The organism is Bacillus sp. FSL H8-0547 (assembly GCA_038002745.1).
Classification (GTDB): Bacteria; Bacillota; Bacilli; order Bacillales; family Bacillaceae; genus Bacillus_P.
In genome coordinates this window covers 3700298-3715898 of the sequence record JBBODD010000001.1, presented here as the reverse complement: position 1 = coordinate 3715898, position 15601 = coordinate 3700298, and the positions used below count along the sequence as shown (strand labels likewise).

Sequence of the window (15601 nt, the reverse complement as noted above, 5' to 3'; positions counted from 1 at the left end):
ACAGATGACAAAAAAAGGGTGAATTTGATCCGCACGTGGTCAAATTCACCCTGTATTTCTGTGCCGGCGGCTTCCTTCCTTACGTTCCGGTACTTGCGTAAGCCCGCAATCCATACAGCCAGAAAACATAGGCAAGAGCTATGCTGACTAAACCGACTAATGGGGACAGAATCCCGACAAAAGCATACCCTTCTCTGTCAAGGAACCATGCCGCCGGATAAAAGGCCGTAAACCCGTACGGAATGACCCACGTTAAAAAGACACGAATGGTTTTGTTGTAGATCGTCATCGGGTATTTAGCAAACTCACTCAGATTAAAAACAGCGTACACAATAGGCAGGCTGTCGATCATCCAAAAGGAGAATGTGGCAAAAAACAGGTTTATGGCAATGTAAATCAAACCGCTTGAAACAATCATCACAACGAGCATCAGCCAATCGGCAAATCCGAATGCCAGATCCAGCTGCGGAAAGGCTGCTGCAAGAATAAGTATCCCGATCACAAGCTGACCCAGTCCATCCTGCTGCAGCCTGTCTGCGCATACATGAAACAGGGGATTGATCGGCCTGATAAGAAGCCGGTCCATCTGCCCCGGCCTTACATATTGCCACCCCAGCGTCCATAAATTATCAAAGAATATATGATGCAGGGACCTTCCCGTTGCGGCAATTCCGTAAATAAAAAGAATTTCATAAAACGTCCAGCCATTAATTTGCTCAATGTGATCAAACACTACTTTAACAAAAAAGATGCTTGCGAACTGCTGAAGCATCACGCTGATCACCCCGATGAAAAAATCCACCCTGTATTCCATCATGACCTTAATGTGATTTTTCGCAAAAATATAATACAGCTTGGTATACCGTTTGAGCATTGTATTACCCCCTTACCCGCCGAAAATGGTCACTTTTTTGATCGCCTGGGACCAAATCAGTTTCATGATAAGAAACATTCCGAAGCACCAGCCAAGCTGAATCAGCAGAGCAAGATATGCATCACTGCCTTTCAGAATACCTGTATATATAGAAACAGGCGTAAATACCATCGCCTGAAACGGCAAATAAGAGCTCAATGTTTCAAGCCATCCGGGAAAAAGCGTAATCGGAACAAGAGCTCCGGAGAAAAACGTGATGACTCCCTCTTTCAGGACTCTCAGACCCCAGACGTTTACCGTCCAAAAAGCAATGATGCCTATCATCAAATCAAAGAACGTGCCAATCCAGACTCCAAGTGCCGCGCTGATGATAAACAGGAGTGCCGCTTCCGCCGAGCCGGGAAGAGACAGATCGATGAACAAAAAGGCAATCACCATCAAAGGCAGGGTTTCCCTGAAAAAATGTGTGATCTTTCCGCCAAAATCCATGAATATCAGTTTAAAAATCACATCATAAGGCCTCATCAGTTCAATGGCAATGTTCCCGTCCCTGATATCGTGTGCCAGCTCATTCCCAACACCGGAAACATACCCCTGAATAAACATGGCCACCACAATATACGTCAGCATATCCTGCAGAGTAAGGTTCTGAATGGTGTCCTTTCCGTCGTAAACGGCATGCCAAAAATAAAACATGATCATCAGACGCATGATGGATGATGCTGTTCCAGCCCAATACCACGCGGAGTATGCAGTGTTGATCTGCATTTGGGATTTTGCAAACATCAGGTATTTCGTCATTTCCTAAAACCCCCTATAGTCCGCGGTTATAAATTTCTTCTACAATGGTTTCGATTTTTGGATCGTTTAAAGATAAATCAATAATGTCATTTTCAGATAAAACCGCAGAAATCACTTCTGAAGCAGCCACATCCTTTTGAGAAAATGCAAGGATGACCTTTTGCTGCTGGTCTTCATCGACTACTTTAAGCTCTGTTCTGGCCTTTATAGCGGCCGGGTATGAGAACGATTGCACATTTTCGACTTCAAAGTGGATTTCCCGCTTGGCCGCGAACGTGTCTTTTATTTCATGAAGGCCGCCGTCATATAAGATGGAACCATTGTCAATGATGATGATCCGGCTGCAGATCTCTTCAATATCCTGCATATCATGCGTTGTCAAAAGCACCGTCGTTCCAAACCGGGCATTCATCTCTTTGATAAATTTCCGGATCCGCACCTTCACTGCCACATCAAGCCCGATTGTCGGTTCATCTAAATAGACGACATCCGGTCTGTGGAGAAATGCTGCTGCAAGCTCACATCTCATTTTCTGCCCAAGCGAAAGCTGCCTTACCGGTATCGAAAGCAGCGGTTTCAGCTGCAGGACCTCTGTGAACAAATCAAGTGTTTCCTTAAACTGCTCTTCAGGCACTTCATAAATATGTTTGAGCAGATCAAACGACTCAGATACCGGAATGTCCCAGAACAGCTGAGTCCGCTGGCCAAAAACCGCACCGATCTGTTTCGCATTTTGTTTTCGGTTTTTATAGGGAACTATTCCGCCAACCTTTACTTCCCCGGAAGATGGCGTCAAAATTCCCGTCAGCATTTTGATGGTTGTTGACTTTCCGGCACCATTTGCGCCGATGTACCCGATCATTTCCCCGCGTTCAATCTTGAAAGTAACTCCTTTGACAGCTGTTTTTGTCACGTATGTACGTTTAAAGAGCGCTCTCACTGCTCCTCTTAAACCTGGATCTCTCTTTACCAGCTTGTATTCCTTTTTTAAATCCCTCACTTCGATCAATCTGATGTTCCCCCTTTGCTGTCTGTATTTTTTTGCAACTATAAAATTATAAAACTGATAGAAAATTTTGTAAATCACTTTTTAATGCGCTTTCAAAAAAATTCATTCAAGCATTTCAGCCTTCCTTTATTAAAAACGTCCTTTCAAATAAAAAACCGTGCATCTGTTTGGATACACGGTTTTTGGACGGCTCAAGGCCTCTTGCTGCCCATCAATCTGGCGTCACAGTCAATAGTTATTGAAAAGCTCTAAAAGGAGGTCATTTTCAAGGAACATAGATGACCACTCAATATCCTGGACAAGTTTTTCATAGTTTTCTCTGCATGCTTCAACATCCGTTACTTTTCCTGAACTGTTATCTATGCATTTTCCTGATTTAAAGTTGCCGGTATGCGAAGCTGCATAATCATACTTATCGGAATAAAATGAATATCTCGTTGTTTCATATGCAAAGCCCGCAAAGCCTTCTGTAACTGAGTCCAGCGGCCTGCCGAATTGAATTAACGGCTGTTCAATTCCAAGAAGCGAAGTGATTGTCGGGGCAATATCCATCTGACTGGCAGTCACTTCATTGACAGTGCCTTCTTTTTGATCCGGATGATGAATAATCAGAGGGATATTAAATTGTGCTTTTTCATCAAAAGGAACTCCAAGCAGGTTATTAATCTCTTTTTCATCCATCGGGAGAGGTCCGTAATGGTCACCATAGACGACAAAAATGGACTCGTCCCAAAGCCCCTTTTCTTTGAGGTCTTGAATAAAGAGACCCAATGCTTTGTCAAAATAATGGACAGACTGCAGATAATGCCCTGTATTGGTCCCGTCAAATCTGGCCGGAAGTTCAAGTTCTCGGTATTTCTCTGGCATAACAAACGGTCTGTGGTTCGTGAGGGAAACAATAAAACTATAGAATGGCTTCGTTTCATTTGCATAGATTTCGGTCATTTGTCTGAAGATACTCTCGTCTGATATGCCCATTCCGATGATTTCATCAGATTCTATGTTTGAATGATTTTTATGATAAAACGTTTCGTAGCCTTGATTGTCATAAGCTGCTTCCCTGTTCCAGAAGGCCGGGATATTGCCGTGGGTGGCACTTGTTGTATAGCCTCCGCTTTTCAGAATGTTTCCAAGCGAAAGAAATTTGTTTTCAGGAAAAGCATTGTAAACTCCTTTTGGCGCCATCGGGTAGATTGAATTGTTGGCTACAAATTCGGCGTCCGACGTATTTCCGCGGCCAATTTGAAGATACGTATTGGGATAATACTGACTCTCCTTAATCAGCTTATTCAAATTAGGTGTAATTTCTGCCCCGTCAATGGTCAGTCCCACGGGAAATACGTTAAGGGATTCTGCCTGGACCATAATGACATTTTTGCCTTTGAATTTGCCGAAATAAGGTGACTTCTTCTGAAGTTCGTAGTTCTTCCTGAAATATGCCTGAAGCTTTTCAGTCTTCTTTTTATCCCCAATAAACGTTTCATAGGCAAATGCTTCGTTTACAGTCATTTGTTTAAAGTCATAAATATGTGCAGGCAGAATTCCAGTCAGTGAAACTTTGTACTGATCTGAAAAAGTGTCTTTAAACGGGAAGAAAGAAGTAAAAATAAGGGCAGCTGCACCAGCTGCAAAAATTGCCCTGCTTTGCCATTTCCGCACTTCCTCTGTTTTCAGCCAGTAACAGAATATCAGAACTGAAGCAACTGCCGGAACATCAGCCCAGTAAAGATAGTCGGTCTGATAAACCAAAGATAGAATAGAGTCTTTAACATCTCCAAGCTGACCCGCCTGCCCTGCAAGCTTTAAATTCAGAATACCGTCATAATAACGTTCATACAGCACGTCTGCATACAGCAAAAGCGAGAGTAAAAAATAAATGAGGAAGACAGATGTGAATTTTACAATGAATCTGCCTGTGGAAAGGAGGGCAGCCAGACATAATGCCAGACCAGCCGATGCTGTGAGAATAAACTTTTTGTGCGGGGACATTCCCAGTTCATGTACGAAATACAATGATTTCAAAAACCAGAATCCGCTGATTGTAAAGACAATGGTAAAAAAGAGAAACATGCTTTTTTTATTCCTATTAAAATATGACAATCCTACACTCACCTTTATCAAATAATTACATAATGTTCACTCCATCATATCAAAATGACTGCTAGAAACAACAAAAAAATTTACAAAAAATTAATTTTTGTAATCTTAAGTTTACATTTATCTTCTTTCTTTCCGTTCACAAATTTTTAACACATTCGGAAATGAAAATCACGCTTCAAGTGTGCTATAGTTTAAATAGTCAAATTTGACCTAATTGAAGGAGGAACTTATTTATGTTCGAGAGCTTTCTCAAACGCGGAAAATTAATCATCATTTTATTTTTCGTTATTATTCTTGTCGGAGGCTATTTATTTTATCAGCTTCCTAAACGCGAACTGCCCGAGTTCTCGGCCAACATCGTAACCATTTCAACGGTTTATCCGGGTGCAGAAGCAGCGGTCGTTGAAAGTGATGTAACAGAAGTGCTTGAAGATGCCATTAATAACTCTGATGGCGTTGCGAGCCTGAATTCTGTTTCGGCAAAAGAATTCTCAAATGTCATAGTTGAAGTTGAAGATGACGAGGATATAGAAAAAATCACATCCGACCTAAAGCAAAAAGTATCGGATGCCGCTTCCAAACTTCCTGAGGAAGCATTTGATCCTGAGGTCAAACAGGCTCAGACAGGGCTGCCTGTAGCATCGTACATGTTTACAGCAGAAAGCACAGATACACTTAAACAGAGCCAAGAAGAAATACTCCGTTTAAAGGAGAAGATTCAGGACCTTGATGGCGTATCAGGCGTCACCATAAAAGGATTCAAAGAAAAAGAGGCTGTCCTGGAACTTGACAGTGAAGCTCTTGCAGAAAATGGCTTGAATGTTTCTAACATTATTGAAGCCATCAACAACGAATACAAGACAACACCGCTTGGCGAAACGTCACAAAACGGTGAAACGATCCGTCTGACTCTCGATCAGTTCAAGGATATTGATCAAATCGAAGACCTAACTGTACTGTCTCCAATCACTAAGGAAGCTGTCAAAATCGGAGATGCGGCAAACCTTGTGCTGACGGAAAAAAAGCAGGAAGATATCGTTTCTTTTGAAGGCAAACCTGCCTATTCATTCACCGTAAACATCGAATCCGGTCTTGATATTCCTGCCACTTTTAAAAAGGTCGATAAGGAATTAAAAGACGAACTCAGCATTCCTGACAATGTGGAACTGAAAACCTACTACTCGCAAAAAGCGGATGTAGATAAAATATTTGATGAATTGATCAAAGAGGCTGCCATTGCTGTACTTGCAGTTATCCTAATTACTACCCTCGGGCTTACTCTGAGCGGAGCCTTTATCGTATCTCTTGCTATTCCGCTTTCCATTACGCTCGGAACCCTTCCGCTGCCGTTTCTGGATGTGGATTTGAATCAGATTTCGGTCATTGGGCTGATCATTGCCCTGGGAATTCTTGTTGATGACGCGATTGTCGTCAATGACAATATTTTAAGACAATATAAGCTTCAGAAAAATGGAAATGCCCTGCAGGCTACGAGAGATGGCGTTAAAGAAGTATGGGGATCCATTGTGACTTCTACACTCGCCGTAATCTTTGCTTTCCTGCCGCTTACTCTTTTGTCAGGTGCAAATGGTTCGTTTATCCGTTCTTTGCCATCTGTGCTGATCCTGACCGTTGCCGCTTCCATGATTATTTCGCTTACACTGGTGCCTGTTTACCAGTACGCCGTGAACAAGCGGAAAATCCGCGTCAGTGAAAAGGAGCCTGGTTTTTTGGGAGGCCCACTGAAGAAGCTGTCTGATTTTTATGCTGACACGCTGCTTAAAAAAATTGTTAAGCGTCCGGTTTTAATAGGAATAACCGGTATTATCGGAACGACGCTTATCTTCCTGCTGGCGTTCTTTGTCCCGTTCGAGTTTTTCCCGTCAGCAAACAAGAAAGAAATTACTGTTACGGTTACAATGCCGACAGATTATACCCTCGAAGAAACGAATACTGTCCTTGAAGAAATGGAAACCGATCTTCTCGCTATTGAAGAAACAGAAGAGACAGCTATTTTTACAGGCTCGGGAGTACCCGGTCTCTTTAGTGAAACGGTTGAAAATGCAGGTCCAAATACCGGACAGATTGTCACACGCATCGACAACGAAGCCGTTACAGCTGATGGATTTATTGAAGAACATACAGATACACTCAGGGAAAAATATCCTGAAGCCGAAATTTTCTTAACAACGATTGTTCAGGGTCCTCCAACTGGTGCACCTGTTACCGTGAAATTAAGCGGCGAGGATTTCAACAAACTGAACGAGATTAAAAACGAACTCGCTTCTGACATTAAAAATGCAGACAGCGGACTGATCATTGATAATGTGAAAGAGCCTGTTGCTTCTGTTCAATATAAGCTTGACCGCACAGCATTAACAGAAAGCGGCCTTGATCCGAAATTTGTAAGTGATCAGATTCGTTTAGTAACTGAAGGCGTACCTATGGGAACCTTCAAAAATAACAGTGAAAATATAGACTTATTGATCAAACAGGATCCTGCTGTACATGAAGAAGGCATCAAGCTGGATGAAATTCTGGTTCCTCTTCAATCTGAAGGTCCCGTGCCTCAGACGGCTCCTCTAAGTCAATTTATTGAAACAGAAACAGTAGAGCAGTATCAGACCATTCCGCGTGAAAACGGGGAACGCACGATTACACTTAAAGCATATCCTGGTGAATCAGAAACGTTCAAAGAGGATGTCGCATCCATCGTAGATGACTATAAGGAGAACTATTCAAGTGAAGGATATACGCTGACTCTCGGCGGAGAAAACGACGATCAGACGAAATTCTTCATTGAAATCAGTCTTCTGTTCTTAGTTGTACTTGTTCTGATCTACATCACGATTGCCTTTCAGTTTAACTCTCTTTCTCTTCCAATGCTGGTGCTTGGAACAGTCTATCTTGCAGTTGCCGGTGCTGTTGCAGGATTATTCGTCACTCAGACACCGTTCAGCTTCATGGCCACAATGGGAATCGTTTCTCTTGCTGGAATCGTCGTCCGGAACTCTGTTGTTCTCTTTGAATTTATCGAACAGCGCATGAGAGCAGGTTACGACCGTGCCGAAGCTGTTATTGAAGCCGGACGCGCAAGAATCCGCCCGATTTTGCTGACAGCATTCACGGCGCTTGTTGCCCTTCTGCCTGTTGCATTCAGCAACGATCCGCTCTTTAAACCGCTCGCCATCAGCATCGTTTCTGGGGTTCTCTTCTCGACGATCCTGACCCTGCTGATTGTGCCTGCCCTGTTTATAACGGTTGATAAACTCCGTTCAAGAAAGAAAAAAGCGTAATTTAAGTAAGGCTGCCGGGATTGGCAGCCTTTTTCTTTTTCTGTATAGTAGATAAATAGACAAAGATTGGGGGAATTTCAATGTTTATACATAAGATTAATGATGAACTCTCACTTAAATTAACGGAAATCAGAGATTCAAAGGAATTGTTCGAACTCACTGATTCATCCAGAAGTCATCTGAAAGAATGGCTTCCCTGGCTTGATTTCACAGTCAAGGAAGAAGATACAAAGGCATTTATTGAAGGCACTCTCCGTGGATTTGCCGATAATAAAAGCTTAAGCACAGTCATTCTTTACAAAGGAAAAATAGCGGGTACAGCAGGATTCAATTCCATCAGCTGGCCAAACAAAACCGCCTATATCGGATACTGGCTCGGTAAAGATTTTCAAGGAAACGGCATTATGACAAAAGTCGCCGAAGCACTGACAGAGATTGCTTTTAATGAATACGGACTGAACAAAGTTGAAATCAGGGCGGCAGCAGAAAACACGAAGAGCAGAAGCATTCCAGAACGCCTCGGTTATAAACATGAAGGCACCATCCGAGAGGCAGAATGGCTTTATGATCATTTTGTGGATCATGCTGTTTACGGAATGCTTGCTCGTGAATGGAAGCAAAAATAATCGACGAAAAAGCAGGTCTGATTGGATGTTCAGACCTGCTTTTTTATCACGTATTCTCTTTTAAAACCAAATGCTCTCTTTTGCTTAGTTTTCCTTCAAGAAGCGTCAACACCACCGGAATAAGCAGAAAAATGCTCGAAATTTGGAAGAGCACAGCCGTTTCAACAAACTGGGCGAGAATTCCGAAGACAATTCCGCTTAATCCGATTCCAAAATCGATCGCAGAAAAGTACATGCCGTTCGCTACTCCCCTTCTGTTGTCAGGGGTCATGGAGAGCGTCCAAGACTGAAGCGTCGGAAGCAGGGAACCAAAGCCGATTCCAAACAGAATTCCGGCGGCAGCTATTCCTGCATTTGTATGGGAGAGTGACAGAACCCAGAGTCCTGCAAAGGTTAAGGCCGAACATACAATAATTAAACCCTTAGGTCCCTTCTGATCAAACCATTTCCCTGAAACCGGCCTTGAAACAGATGCCATAATGGCATTAAACAAGTAAAAAAGAAAAATCTGGTCTATCCCCCGCTCCTCACCGAATATCACGATGAATGTGACAACTGAACCATATCCAAAAGTTGCAATCATCGTAATAAATGCAGGATACCAGCTAGACTTTTCAACTAGAGATCCCACATATGAAAAAGACAAGTCTTCCTTTTTAGTCGTTTTTACCGACTCGGGCGTGTGATACCGGACTGCTGCAAGCAGCCCAAACGCAATCAGCCCAAGAGCACATGAAATGTAAATTAAGTTGTTAAATGAAGTGACACCAAAAAGATAAATCCCAAGGCTTGGCGCAATAATCATTCCAAGCGTAACGGACAGGCCAAAATAGCCCATGCCTTCACCAAGACGCGATTTCGGAATCACATCTACGGCAGCCGTACCGTTTACTGTTGTAGAAAACCCCCATGCAAGACCATGAACAAACCGAAAAAGCAGAAAAATGAAAATCATGCTTGATAACGGATATACGATGGTAATGGCAAGAAGGGCTAAAGCTCCGGCAAGCACGAGCGGCTTGCGTGTCCTGTATTCGAGCATATAACCTATAAACGGCCTGCTTAATACAGCTCCTATTGAAAACAGTGCAGTCACAAGCCCGATTTCAAGACCTGAGGCCCCAAGAGACTTTATGTAGGGCGGAAGCGTCGGAATCAGCATCTGAAACGACATAAAAATAAACAAATTTCCAACCATGAGCATCACAAACGACTTTGTCCACAGCGGTGCTTTTACTAATGTACTCACTTTATCTCTCCTAAGTTATCTGTGTATCTGTCAATATATTTCGCATTCCTAAATAATAGCACAGACAACACCAGGATTATACTGATTTGGCACCGTAAATTATAGACAGAAAATTCAGAACGAAAAGAAATGATCCACAGCTATTCATACATCGGAAAAAGAATCAGGCACGCTCACCGTTTTTTTCAAAGTACACCAGTGTGGCTGCATCATTCAGCTTTTTCTTTACTCCAGTTCGCGTAAAACCTGCTTTTTCATAAACACGGCAATTCTTCTCTTCCTCAAGAATAGTCGCAAGTTCCCATTTACCTGCCTCTGGATATTTTTCTGCTGCAAGCTGAATGGTCCTGGCGGCAAATCCGCGTCCCTGCCACTCCGGCAGAATAAACATCGGGCTGATCCAATGGCTCTCAGTTTCTTCACCACGTTTAATTCTGATGGCTCCTGCAAACTGGCCGTCTGCCATCACCTTATAAAAGTGTCCTTCCCTTATTCGGCTTCGAACTTTAGAGATCGGTTCATTCGCAGGGCTTGTGTCAAAGTCCCTGTATCTCTCGAGCAGCGGTTTGAAAGCACTGACTTGTCCACTGTGGAGCATTTCCGAATCCTCGATTACAGCTTTAACTAAAATAAACGCCATTGTTTTCACCTCTTATCTATTAAATCAAAAAAATCCCGTACTGAAACGGGATTTCTCATTTTTAAAACGGATCTATCTCTTTTCCGGTCTTGATATCAATCACTTTTATTGGATTATCAGGTGTCTGAATGTCCTTGCTTTCTGGAGGCTTTGCACCATTCTCTACCCAGTCTACAAGCAAATCAAAGGATTGATGGGCATACGGCAAGAGCGGCTGGAGGTTTTTATCTGGATCCGTTGCACCATTCCAGACAAGGCTGTCCACGTGATTGCCGTTTTCGATGTAGTACATGCGGTGCAGCTTTTCCTTGCCTGCTTTTTTAACAAGCTTCTCATAACCCTTTGCATGAATGTCAGGGAAAATCAGAGCGTCAAGGGTACCCGTGAAACTGATAAGCGGAACATCTATATCTCCCGTATTTGCAACCTCTTTAATGTTTTCCTTTACACTTTTCGGGCGGGAAGGATAGCGGTAGTTTTCAAAAATAGAGTCATAGCTGCGGTCCCTTATTCCGTTTACAAAATTCAAGTAGTTTCTCCAGTCAATGCGTTCAGGTGCATTGGGATCAAAGTGGTCGCGGTAAATATTTGCGGTAATAAACCAGTACACCTGGTCATGATAGCTCCACAATGCTTCGGATCCTTTTGGAACCCCTGCTTTATACAGCTCTTTAACCGCTTTTTCTTTCTCTTTTCCGCTGCCGTATATAGCAGGCTCGGCATGGTTGACAACCGCTGTCAAAGAGGAAATCAGGTTGGGCTGCTTTTCTGTCCACAGTACGCCTTCCCAGTCTACGCCGCCATCTAAAAGCCTGTCTTCTTTTTTCTGCCGTCCGTCATGCTCAAGCGCGTACCTGACCACATACCCTCCATTTGAAATTCCGATTGCATATGTAGGCACGCGGTGATTTTTTCTAATCAGGTGATGTGCAGCATTTGACTTGTCTTCAGGAGAGATGAGCTTGTCCGCATAATTTGTTTGGAGGTAGGCTTGAGCTGCCGCCGTTATCTGCCGGTACCTTTTGTGCCACTCGGCAACCGAATCATCCTCTTTGACGAGAGCATTTTTTGCTTTTGCAAATGGATCAGCAGGATCTGCTGTCCCTTGAGTTCCCTTATCAATGGCCGCAAAAGCGTATCCTTTTTCTAATACAAAATCACTGAAGAGCAAATCTGTCGAGGTTTCATTGCGCGTTGCCGGAATTCCCGCAGATACCAGTTTCCCGTTCCAGTTATCGGGTATACGAATCACAAACTTCGCATCCTCAAATGCTCCAGTAACCTGAGTTCCTGTGACCGGGGCCGGATTGTACATTTGGTGCCAGCCTGTTTCCTCTGCCGCACTGCCCCAAAGATAAGGCGTCAGTCCGAGATTCCCAAAAAGAGTGGCCTGCTGATACTGGACAGGATTCTTAGTTGTTAAAAAATGTTCATTTACGCCGTCAAAATAAACCTCTTTTAAATCGTGTGCACCAGGAATAGAAACTTCTTGTTCGGCCGTCACTCTTCCATGCTCGCTGGTCACAGGGACAACAGGGGCAAGCAGTGATGCCGCCAATGTAACCGTTAACATTTTTCTCTTCACGAAATCACACCTTTATTAGAATTTTCTGCAAACTAAACATTTTCAGTTTACTCCTTTTGAAATCTCCCGGCATGGGACGAAAGATGCAACTCTAAACGATCAAAAAAAATAACCCGTGACTGGGTTATTTTTTGATTATAAATTGGCTTTTTTAAGTCTTGAATCAAGTACCAAATTTCCAAATGGAATAAATGCAACAGCTACTGCACTGAATACCCAAGCAAAAGACCATCTGATTTTATACGTTGTATATGCAATGATCAGGAGGTAGGCAATAAAGAAGAATCCGTGCAATGAGCCGACAATCGTAACGGCCATTGGAATATCCGCCCAGTACTTCAGCGGCATGGCAATAAACAGAAGGATGAGCAGCGAAGCTCCTTCAATGAATCCCATAAATCTGAAACGGTCAATCGGTGTTTGAGGCATAGGTGTTCCTCCATCAGCTTTTTTCTTCATTATAAAGTAGGATTTTTGCAAAAACCACTCTTCCCGGACAGACGTCATAGAATGTTCAATTCTATATGTATGTCCACTGCGTTGTTTTATGCCTTTTCACGCAGGAAAAACCAAGGTGCTCATGCACCTTGGTTTACATTAGTTTTCGCTGCCCTGCAGTTCTCCGGTTTTTAATGTTTTTTCCTTTTTTACTGAAGGCTGATCCTTTGCACTTCTTAATGGAATTTCTTTAATAAAGAAGGTCAAGAGAATCGCAAGCGCCATTGTAATCGTCACAAAGATGAAAACACCGGATAATGCGTAGCTGAGTGAATCCTGCAGCTGACGGATGACATTTTCAAAGAAAGGCACCGCTTCAGGAGGAAGTGTGTTCTTTAAGCCGTCAATCTTCTCATGATCAAGCAGCAGCTGAGGGTTTTGCAGAGATTCCAGTTTTCCCGCAAGTTCAGGCGATGCAGCCATCTGATTTGTGTCACTCGCGCTGCTCATAGAAGCCATCTTATCCTGCATGCGAGAATTAAGAAGTGTGCCCATGATGGCAACACCAACTGTTCCCCCTACTGAACGGAACAGCTGCGAGGATGCGGTTGCAACACCAAGCAGTTTCTGTTCTACTGCATTTTGCACAGTAAGTGTAAACACGGTCATGCCGATTCCGATTCCAAAGCCGACAAGTGTCAGGTAAAATACGAGCAAATACTGCGAGGTGTCTACCGTCATGGTTGACAGCAGATAAAGGCCCGCTGCAGAAATGCACAGTCCGATAATCGCCTGCAATTTGTACTTCCCTGTTTTAGAGATAATCTGTCCGCCAAGAGCACTTGCAAACACAAGGCCCAGCGTCATGGACATTGTCAGGAAGCTTGAATGAGTAGCCGAGTAGCCGAGCACACCCTGAATGAAATAAGGAACATACATGACACCGCCGAACATGGAGACCCCAATGACAAACCCTATGATATTTGAAATGGTAAAGATGCTGTTTTTAAACAGATCAAGCGGCAGAATCGGGCTAACAGCTTTTCTTTCAACTAAAATAAAAATGATCACTGACACAGCTGCAGCCGCGAAAAGAGAAAGGATTTGTGCTGAACCCCAGTCATATTTCGTTCCTGCCCAGGAGAACGCGAGAAGCGCTGCAACAATGGCTGATGAAAGAAATAACGATCCCAGGTAATCAACTTTTTGGCCAGGCTTTTTCTCCGTGGACGGGAAAAGCTTCCAGATAAGTACGAGCGCGACAATTCCGAGCGGAAGGAAAACCCAGAATACCCACTTCCATTCAAGGTTATCGACAATGTATCCGCCGAGCGTCGGTCCGAATACACTTGAAACCCCGAACACGGCACTCATGGCTCCCTGCCATTTTCCCCGTTCTCTTGGAGCAAATAAATCCCCTACAGCCGTAAAGGCAGTCGACATGATCATACCTGCTCCAAAGCCCTGGATACCGCGGTAGCTGATCAGCTGAATAATGTCAGTTGATGTACCTGCAAGAAAGGCTCCAATAGAGAAAATAATGATCCCGATAATAATAAACGGTTTCCTTCCATACATATCTGAAAGCTTTCCGACAAGAATGGTTGTAATCGCACTTGTCAGCATATAGATGGTGAAAACCCAGCTGTAATAATCAAGCCCTCCAAGTTCTGAAATAATTTTTGGAAGAGCATTCCCTACAATTGTCTGATTAACTGCCGCAAAAAACATTGCTGCAATGATGGCAATCATAATGGTTATTTTTTCTTTGTGACTTAAATGTTCCATGATTCCACCTCTAGTTTTCTTCTAATAATTTTTTTAAAAGGCGATTAAATACAATCATTTCATCATCGGTTACGTTTTCCAGTTTCCGGTGAAAGTATTCTGTGATGGTCGCCTCTACTGTTTTCGCCACTCTCTCGCCTTCTTCCGTCAGCTGGAGAAGGACAACTCGTCTGTCGTCGCTTGCCCTGCCACGTGTTAAGTAGCCTTTTTTTATCAGCCGTTCACTGACTGATGTAATATGACTGCACGAAACGCTCAGCAGATCTGCAATCCGGCTGACATTCGGATGATCCTGTTCATGCACGAGCCTAAGCACCATAAATTCATTAAAAGGCAGCATCGGTTCAAGCATTTCATTCAAATGTGCCCTGGTCATCTTGTTCAGCTTTCTGTAATTCGAGAGAAATTCGTAGGTGAGCTCCTGACGTGTATTCATGTTCCCCTCCCGTTTTTCCAAATCAATTTAATACTTAACTTACTTAACTATTAACTTTATTAACTATATGACGGAGGTGAAAAGTTGTCAAGGAATAAAGCATACTTGCAAAGGAGAAAGATGCATCCCCTATTATTTCTCGCACGATTGTGAACGAATTCCCTTGAGTGATGCCACTTTTTCGTCCCGCCAGCATCATGAAGTGGTGTTTCTCTCCTTAGTGACGCCACTTTTTCACACCGCCAGCATAAAAAAGTGGTGCTTCTGTCCTTAGTGACGCCACTTTTCCATCCCGCCAGCATCATGAAGTGGTGTTTCTCTCCTTAGTGACGCCATTTATTGCCCGTATTATCACCTAAATATGGCAATACGCTGCTAAGAGATGCCATATTTAATTACACTGCATATAAGTTAAAGCACCTCTCTCTGAGATAAAAAAACAAAAAAACAGCCCTGGCCAGGACTGCTCTCAAAGTGCTGATTTTTTTAAGATTTCCATTTCATACAAGTCCCAGGCATCATCAAATACGACAAGACCCGGCAAGTACGAGCCGTTGAGCTCAAGATATGAGCTGATTTCATGGTAATCGTCGGATGATTTTGGGAAACTGTGATCATCGTAAGCATCATTGGCAAAACGGCTGATGTCATCCTGAGGCTTTGGATGCCTGAATTTCATCAGGTAGTGATAGAAAGATTTCATGCGGGTCCCCTCCGTTGGGTTTGTAAAGTGCCCCTATTATAACGCGGATTGGACAA

13 protein-coding genes are annotated in these 15601 nt (G+C 43.2%); 2 read left to right on the top strand and 11 right to left on the bottom strand.

The window, feature by feature from the left end; all coding sequences use genetic code 11:
• Positions 1-79 precede the first annotated feature (79 nt).
• The 4 genes from MHB63_18755 to MHB63_18740 all read right to left on the bottom strand — a co-directional run bounded on the left by MHB63_18755 (position 80) and on the right by MHB63_18740 (position 4754).
• Positions 80-874 (bottom strand): ABC-2 family transporter protein, encoded by a 795-nt coding sequence (locus tag MHB63_18755; protein ID MEK3808566.1) that lies wholly within the window; start codon positions 872-874, stop codon positions 80-82.
• Positions 875-886: 12 nt separating this feature from the next.
• Complete coding sequence (locus tag MHB63_18750) at positions 887-1675, bottom strand: ABC-2 family transporter protein (protein ID MEK3808565.1); 789 nt, start codon at positions 1673-1675, stop codon at positions 887-889.
• A 13-nt stretch (positions 1676-1688) separates the two neighbouring features.
• Positions 1689-2684, bottom strand: coding sequence for an ATP-binding cassette domain-containing protein (locus tag MHB63_18745; GenBank protein MEK3808564.1), 996 nt, complete (start codon positions 2682-2684; stop codon positions 1689-1691).
• A gap of 228 nt (positions 2685-2912) precedes the next feature.
• On the bottom strand, positions 2913-4754 hold the full coding sequence (locus MHB63_18740; protein ID MEK3808563.1) for an LTA synthase family protein: 1842 nt from the start codon (positions 4752-4754) through the stop codon (positions 2913-2915).
• Between the two features lie 263 nt (positions 4755-5017).
• Between MHB63_18740 and MHB63_18735 the strand changes: the two genes are divergently transcribed.
• Together MHB63_18735 and MHB63_18730 are read left to right on the top strand one after the other, a co-directional pair.
• Positions 5018-8080, top strand: coding sequence for an efflux RND transporter permease subunit (locus tag MHB63_18735; GenBank protein ID MEK3808562.1), 3063 nt, complete (start codon positions 5018-5020; stop codon positions 8078-8080).
• 80 nt (positions 8081-8160) lie between these two features.
• Positions 8161-8706, top strand: coding sequence for a GNAT family protein (locus MHB63_18730; GenBank protein ID MEK3808561.1), 546 nt, complete (start codon positions 8161-8163; stop codon positions 8704-8706).
• A 46-nt stretch (positions 8707-8752) separates the two neighbouring features.
• Here the strand turns inward: MHB63_18730 and MHB63_18725 are convergent, their stop codons facing one another.
• From MHB63_18725 to MHB63_18695, 7 genes are all read right to left on the bottom strand, one after another.
• Entirely contained in the window at positions 8753-9910 is a 1158-nt protein-coding gene (locus tag MHB63_18725; GenBank protein MEK3808560.1) for an MFS transporter, read from the bottom strand.
• Between the two features lie 208 nt (positions 9911-10118).
• Positions 10119-10595 carry a GNAT family N-acetyltransferase gene (locus MHB63_18720; GenBank protein MEK3808559.1) on the bottom strand — a complete coding sequence of 159 codons (477 nt, stop codon included), beginning with the start codon at positions 10593-10595 and terminating at the stop codon, positions 10119-10121.
• A gap of 61 nt (positions 10596-10656) precedes the next feature.
• A complete protein-coding gene (locus tag MHB63_18715; protein MEK3808558.1) occupies positions 10657-12180 on the bottom strand; it encodes an alpha/beta hydrolase in 1524 nt (507 codons plus the stop codon).
• 135 nt (positions 12181-12315) lie between these two features.
• Complete coding sequence (locus MHB63_18710) at positions 12316-12609, bottom strand: DUF3817 domain-containing protein (protein MEK3808557.1); 294 nt, start codon at positions 12607-12609, stop codon at positions 12316-12318.
• A 168-nt stretch (positions 12610-12777) separates the two neighbouring features.
• On the bottom strand, positions 12778-14406 hold the full coding sequence (locus tag MHB63_18705) for an MDR family MFS transporter (GenBank protein MEK3808556.1): 1629 nt from the start codon (positions 14404-14406) through the stop codon (positions 12778-12780).
• A 10-nt stretch (positions 14407-14416) separates the two neighbouring features.
• On the bottom strand, positions 14417-14842 hold the full coding sequence (locus MHB63_18700; GenBank protein MEK3808555.1) for a MarR family transcriptional regulator: 426 nt from the start codon (positions 14840-14842) through the stop codon (positions 14417-14419).
• A 469-nt stretch (positions 14843-15311) separates the two neighbouring features.
• Entirely contained in the window at positions 15312-15545 is a 234-nt protein-coding gene (locus tag MHB63_18695; GenBank protein ID MEK3808554.1) for a YozE family protein, read from the bottom strand.
• Positions 15546-15601 lie beyond the last annotated feature (56 nt).

Excerpts from the sequence above, each read along its gene's own strand:
- MHB63_18725 (MEK3808560.1), bottom strand. The coding sequence starts at position 9,910 with ATGCTCATGGTTGGAAATTTGTTTATTTTTATGTCGTTTCAGATGCTG.
- MHB63_18695 (MEK3808554.1), bottom strand. The coding sequence starts at position 15,545 with ATGAAATCTTTCTATCACTACCTGATGAAATTCAGGCATCCAAAGCCT.
- MHB63_18735 (MEK3808562.1), top strand. The coding sequence starts at position 5,018 with ATGTTCGAGAGCTTTCTCAAACGCGGAAAATTAATCATCATTTTATTT.
- MHB63_18750 (MEK3808565.1), bottom strand. The coding sequence starts at position 1,675 with ATGACGAAATACCTGATGTTTGCAAAATCCCAAATGCAGATCAACACT.
- MHB63_18700 (MEK3808555.1), bottom strand. The coding sequence starts at position 14,842 with ATGAATACACGTCAGGAGCTCACCTACGAATTTCTCTCGAATTACAGA.
- MHB63_18705 (MEK3808556.1), bottom strand. The coding sequence starts at position 14,406 with ATGGAACATTTAAGTCACAAAGAAAAAATAACCATTATGATTGCCATC.
- MHB63_18720 (MEK3808559.1), bottom strand. The coding sequence starts at position 10,595 with ATGGCGTTTATTTTAGTTAAAGCTGTAATCGAGGATTCGGAAATGCTC.
- MHB63_18730 (MEK3808561.1), top strand. The coding sequence starts at position 8,161 with ATGTTTATACATAAGATTAATGATGAACTCTCACTTAAATTAACGGAA.
- MHB63_18740 (MEK3808563.1), bottom strand. The coding sequence starts at position 4,754 with ATGTTTCTCTTTTTTACCATTGTCTTTACAATCAGCGGATTCTGGTTT.
- MHB63_18755 (MEK3808566.1), bottom strand. The coding sequence starts at position 874 with ATGCTCAAACGGTATACCAAGCTGTATTATATTTTTGCGAAAAATCAC.
- MHB63_18710 (MEK3808557.1), bottom strand. The coding sequence starts at position 12,609 with ATGCCTCAAACACCGATTGACCGTTTCAGATTTATGGGATTCATTGAA.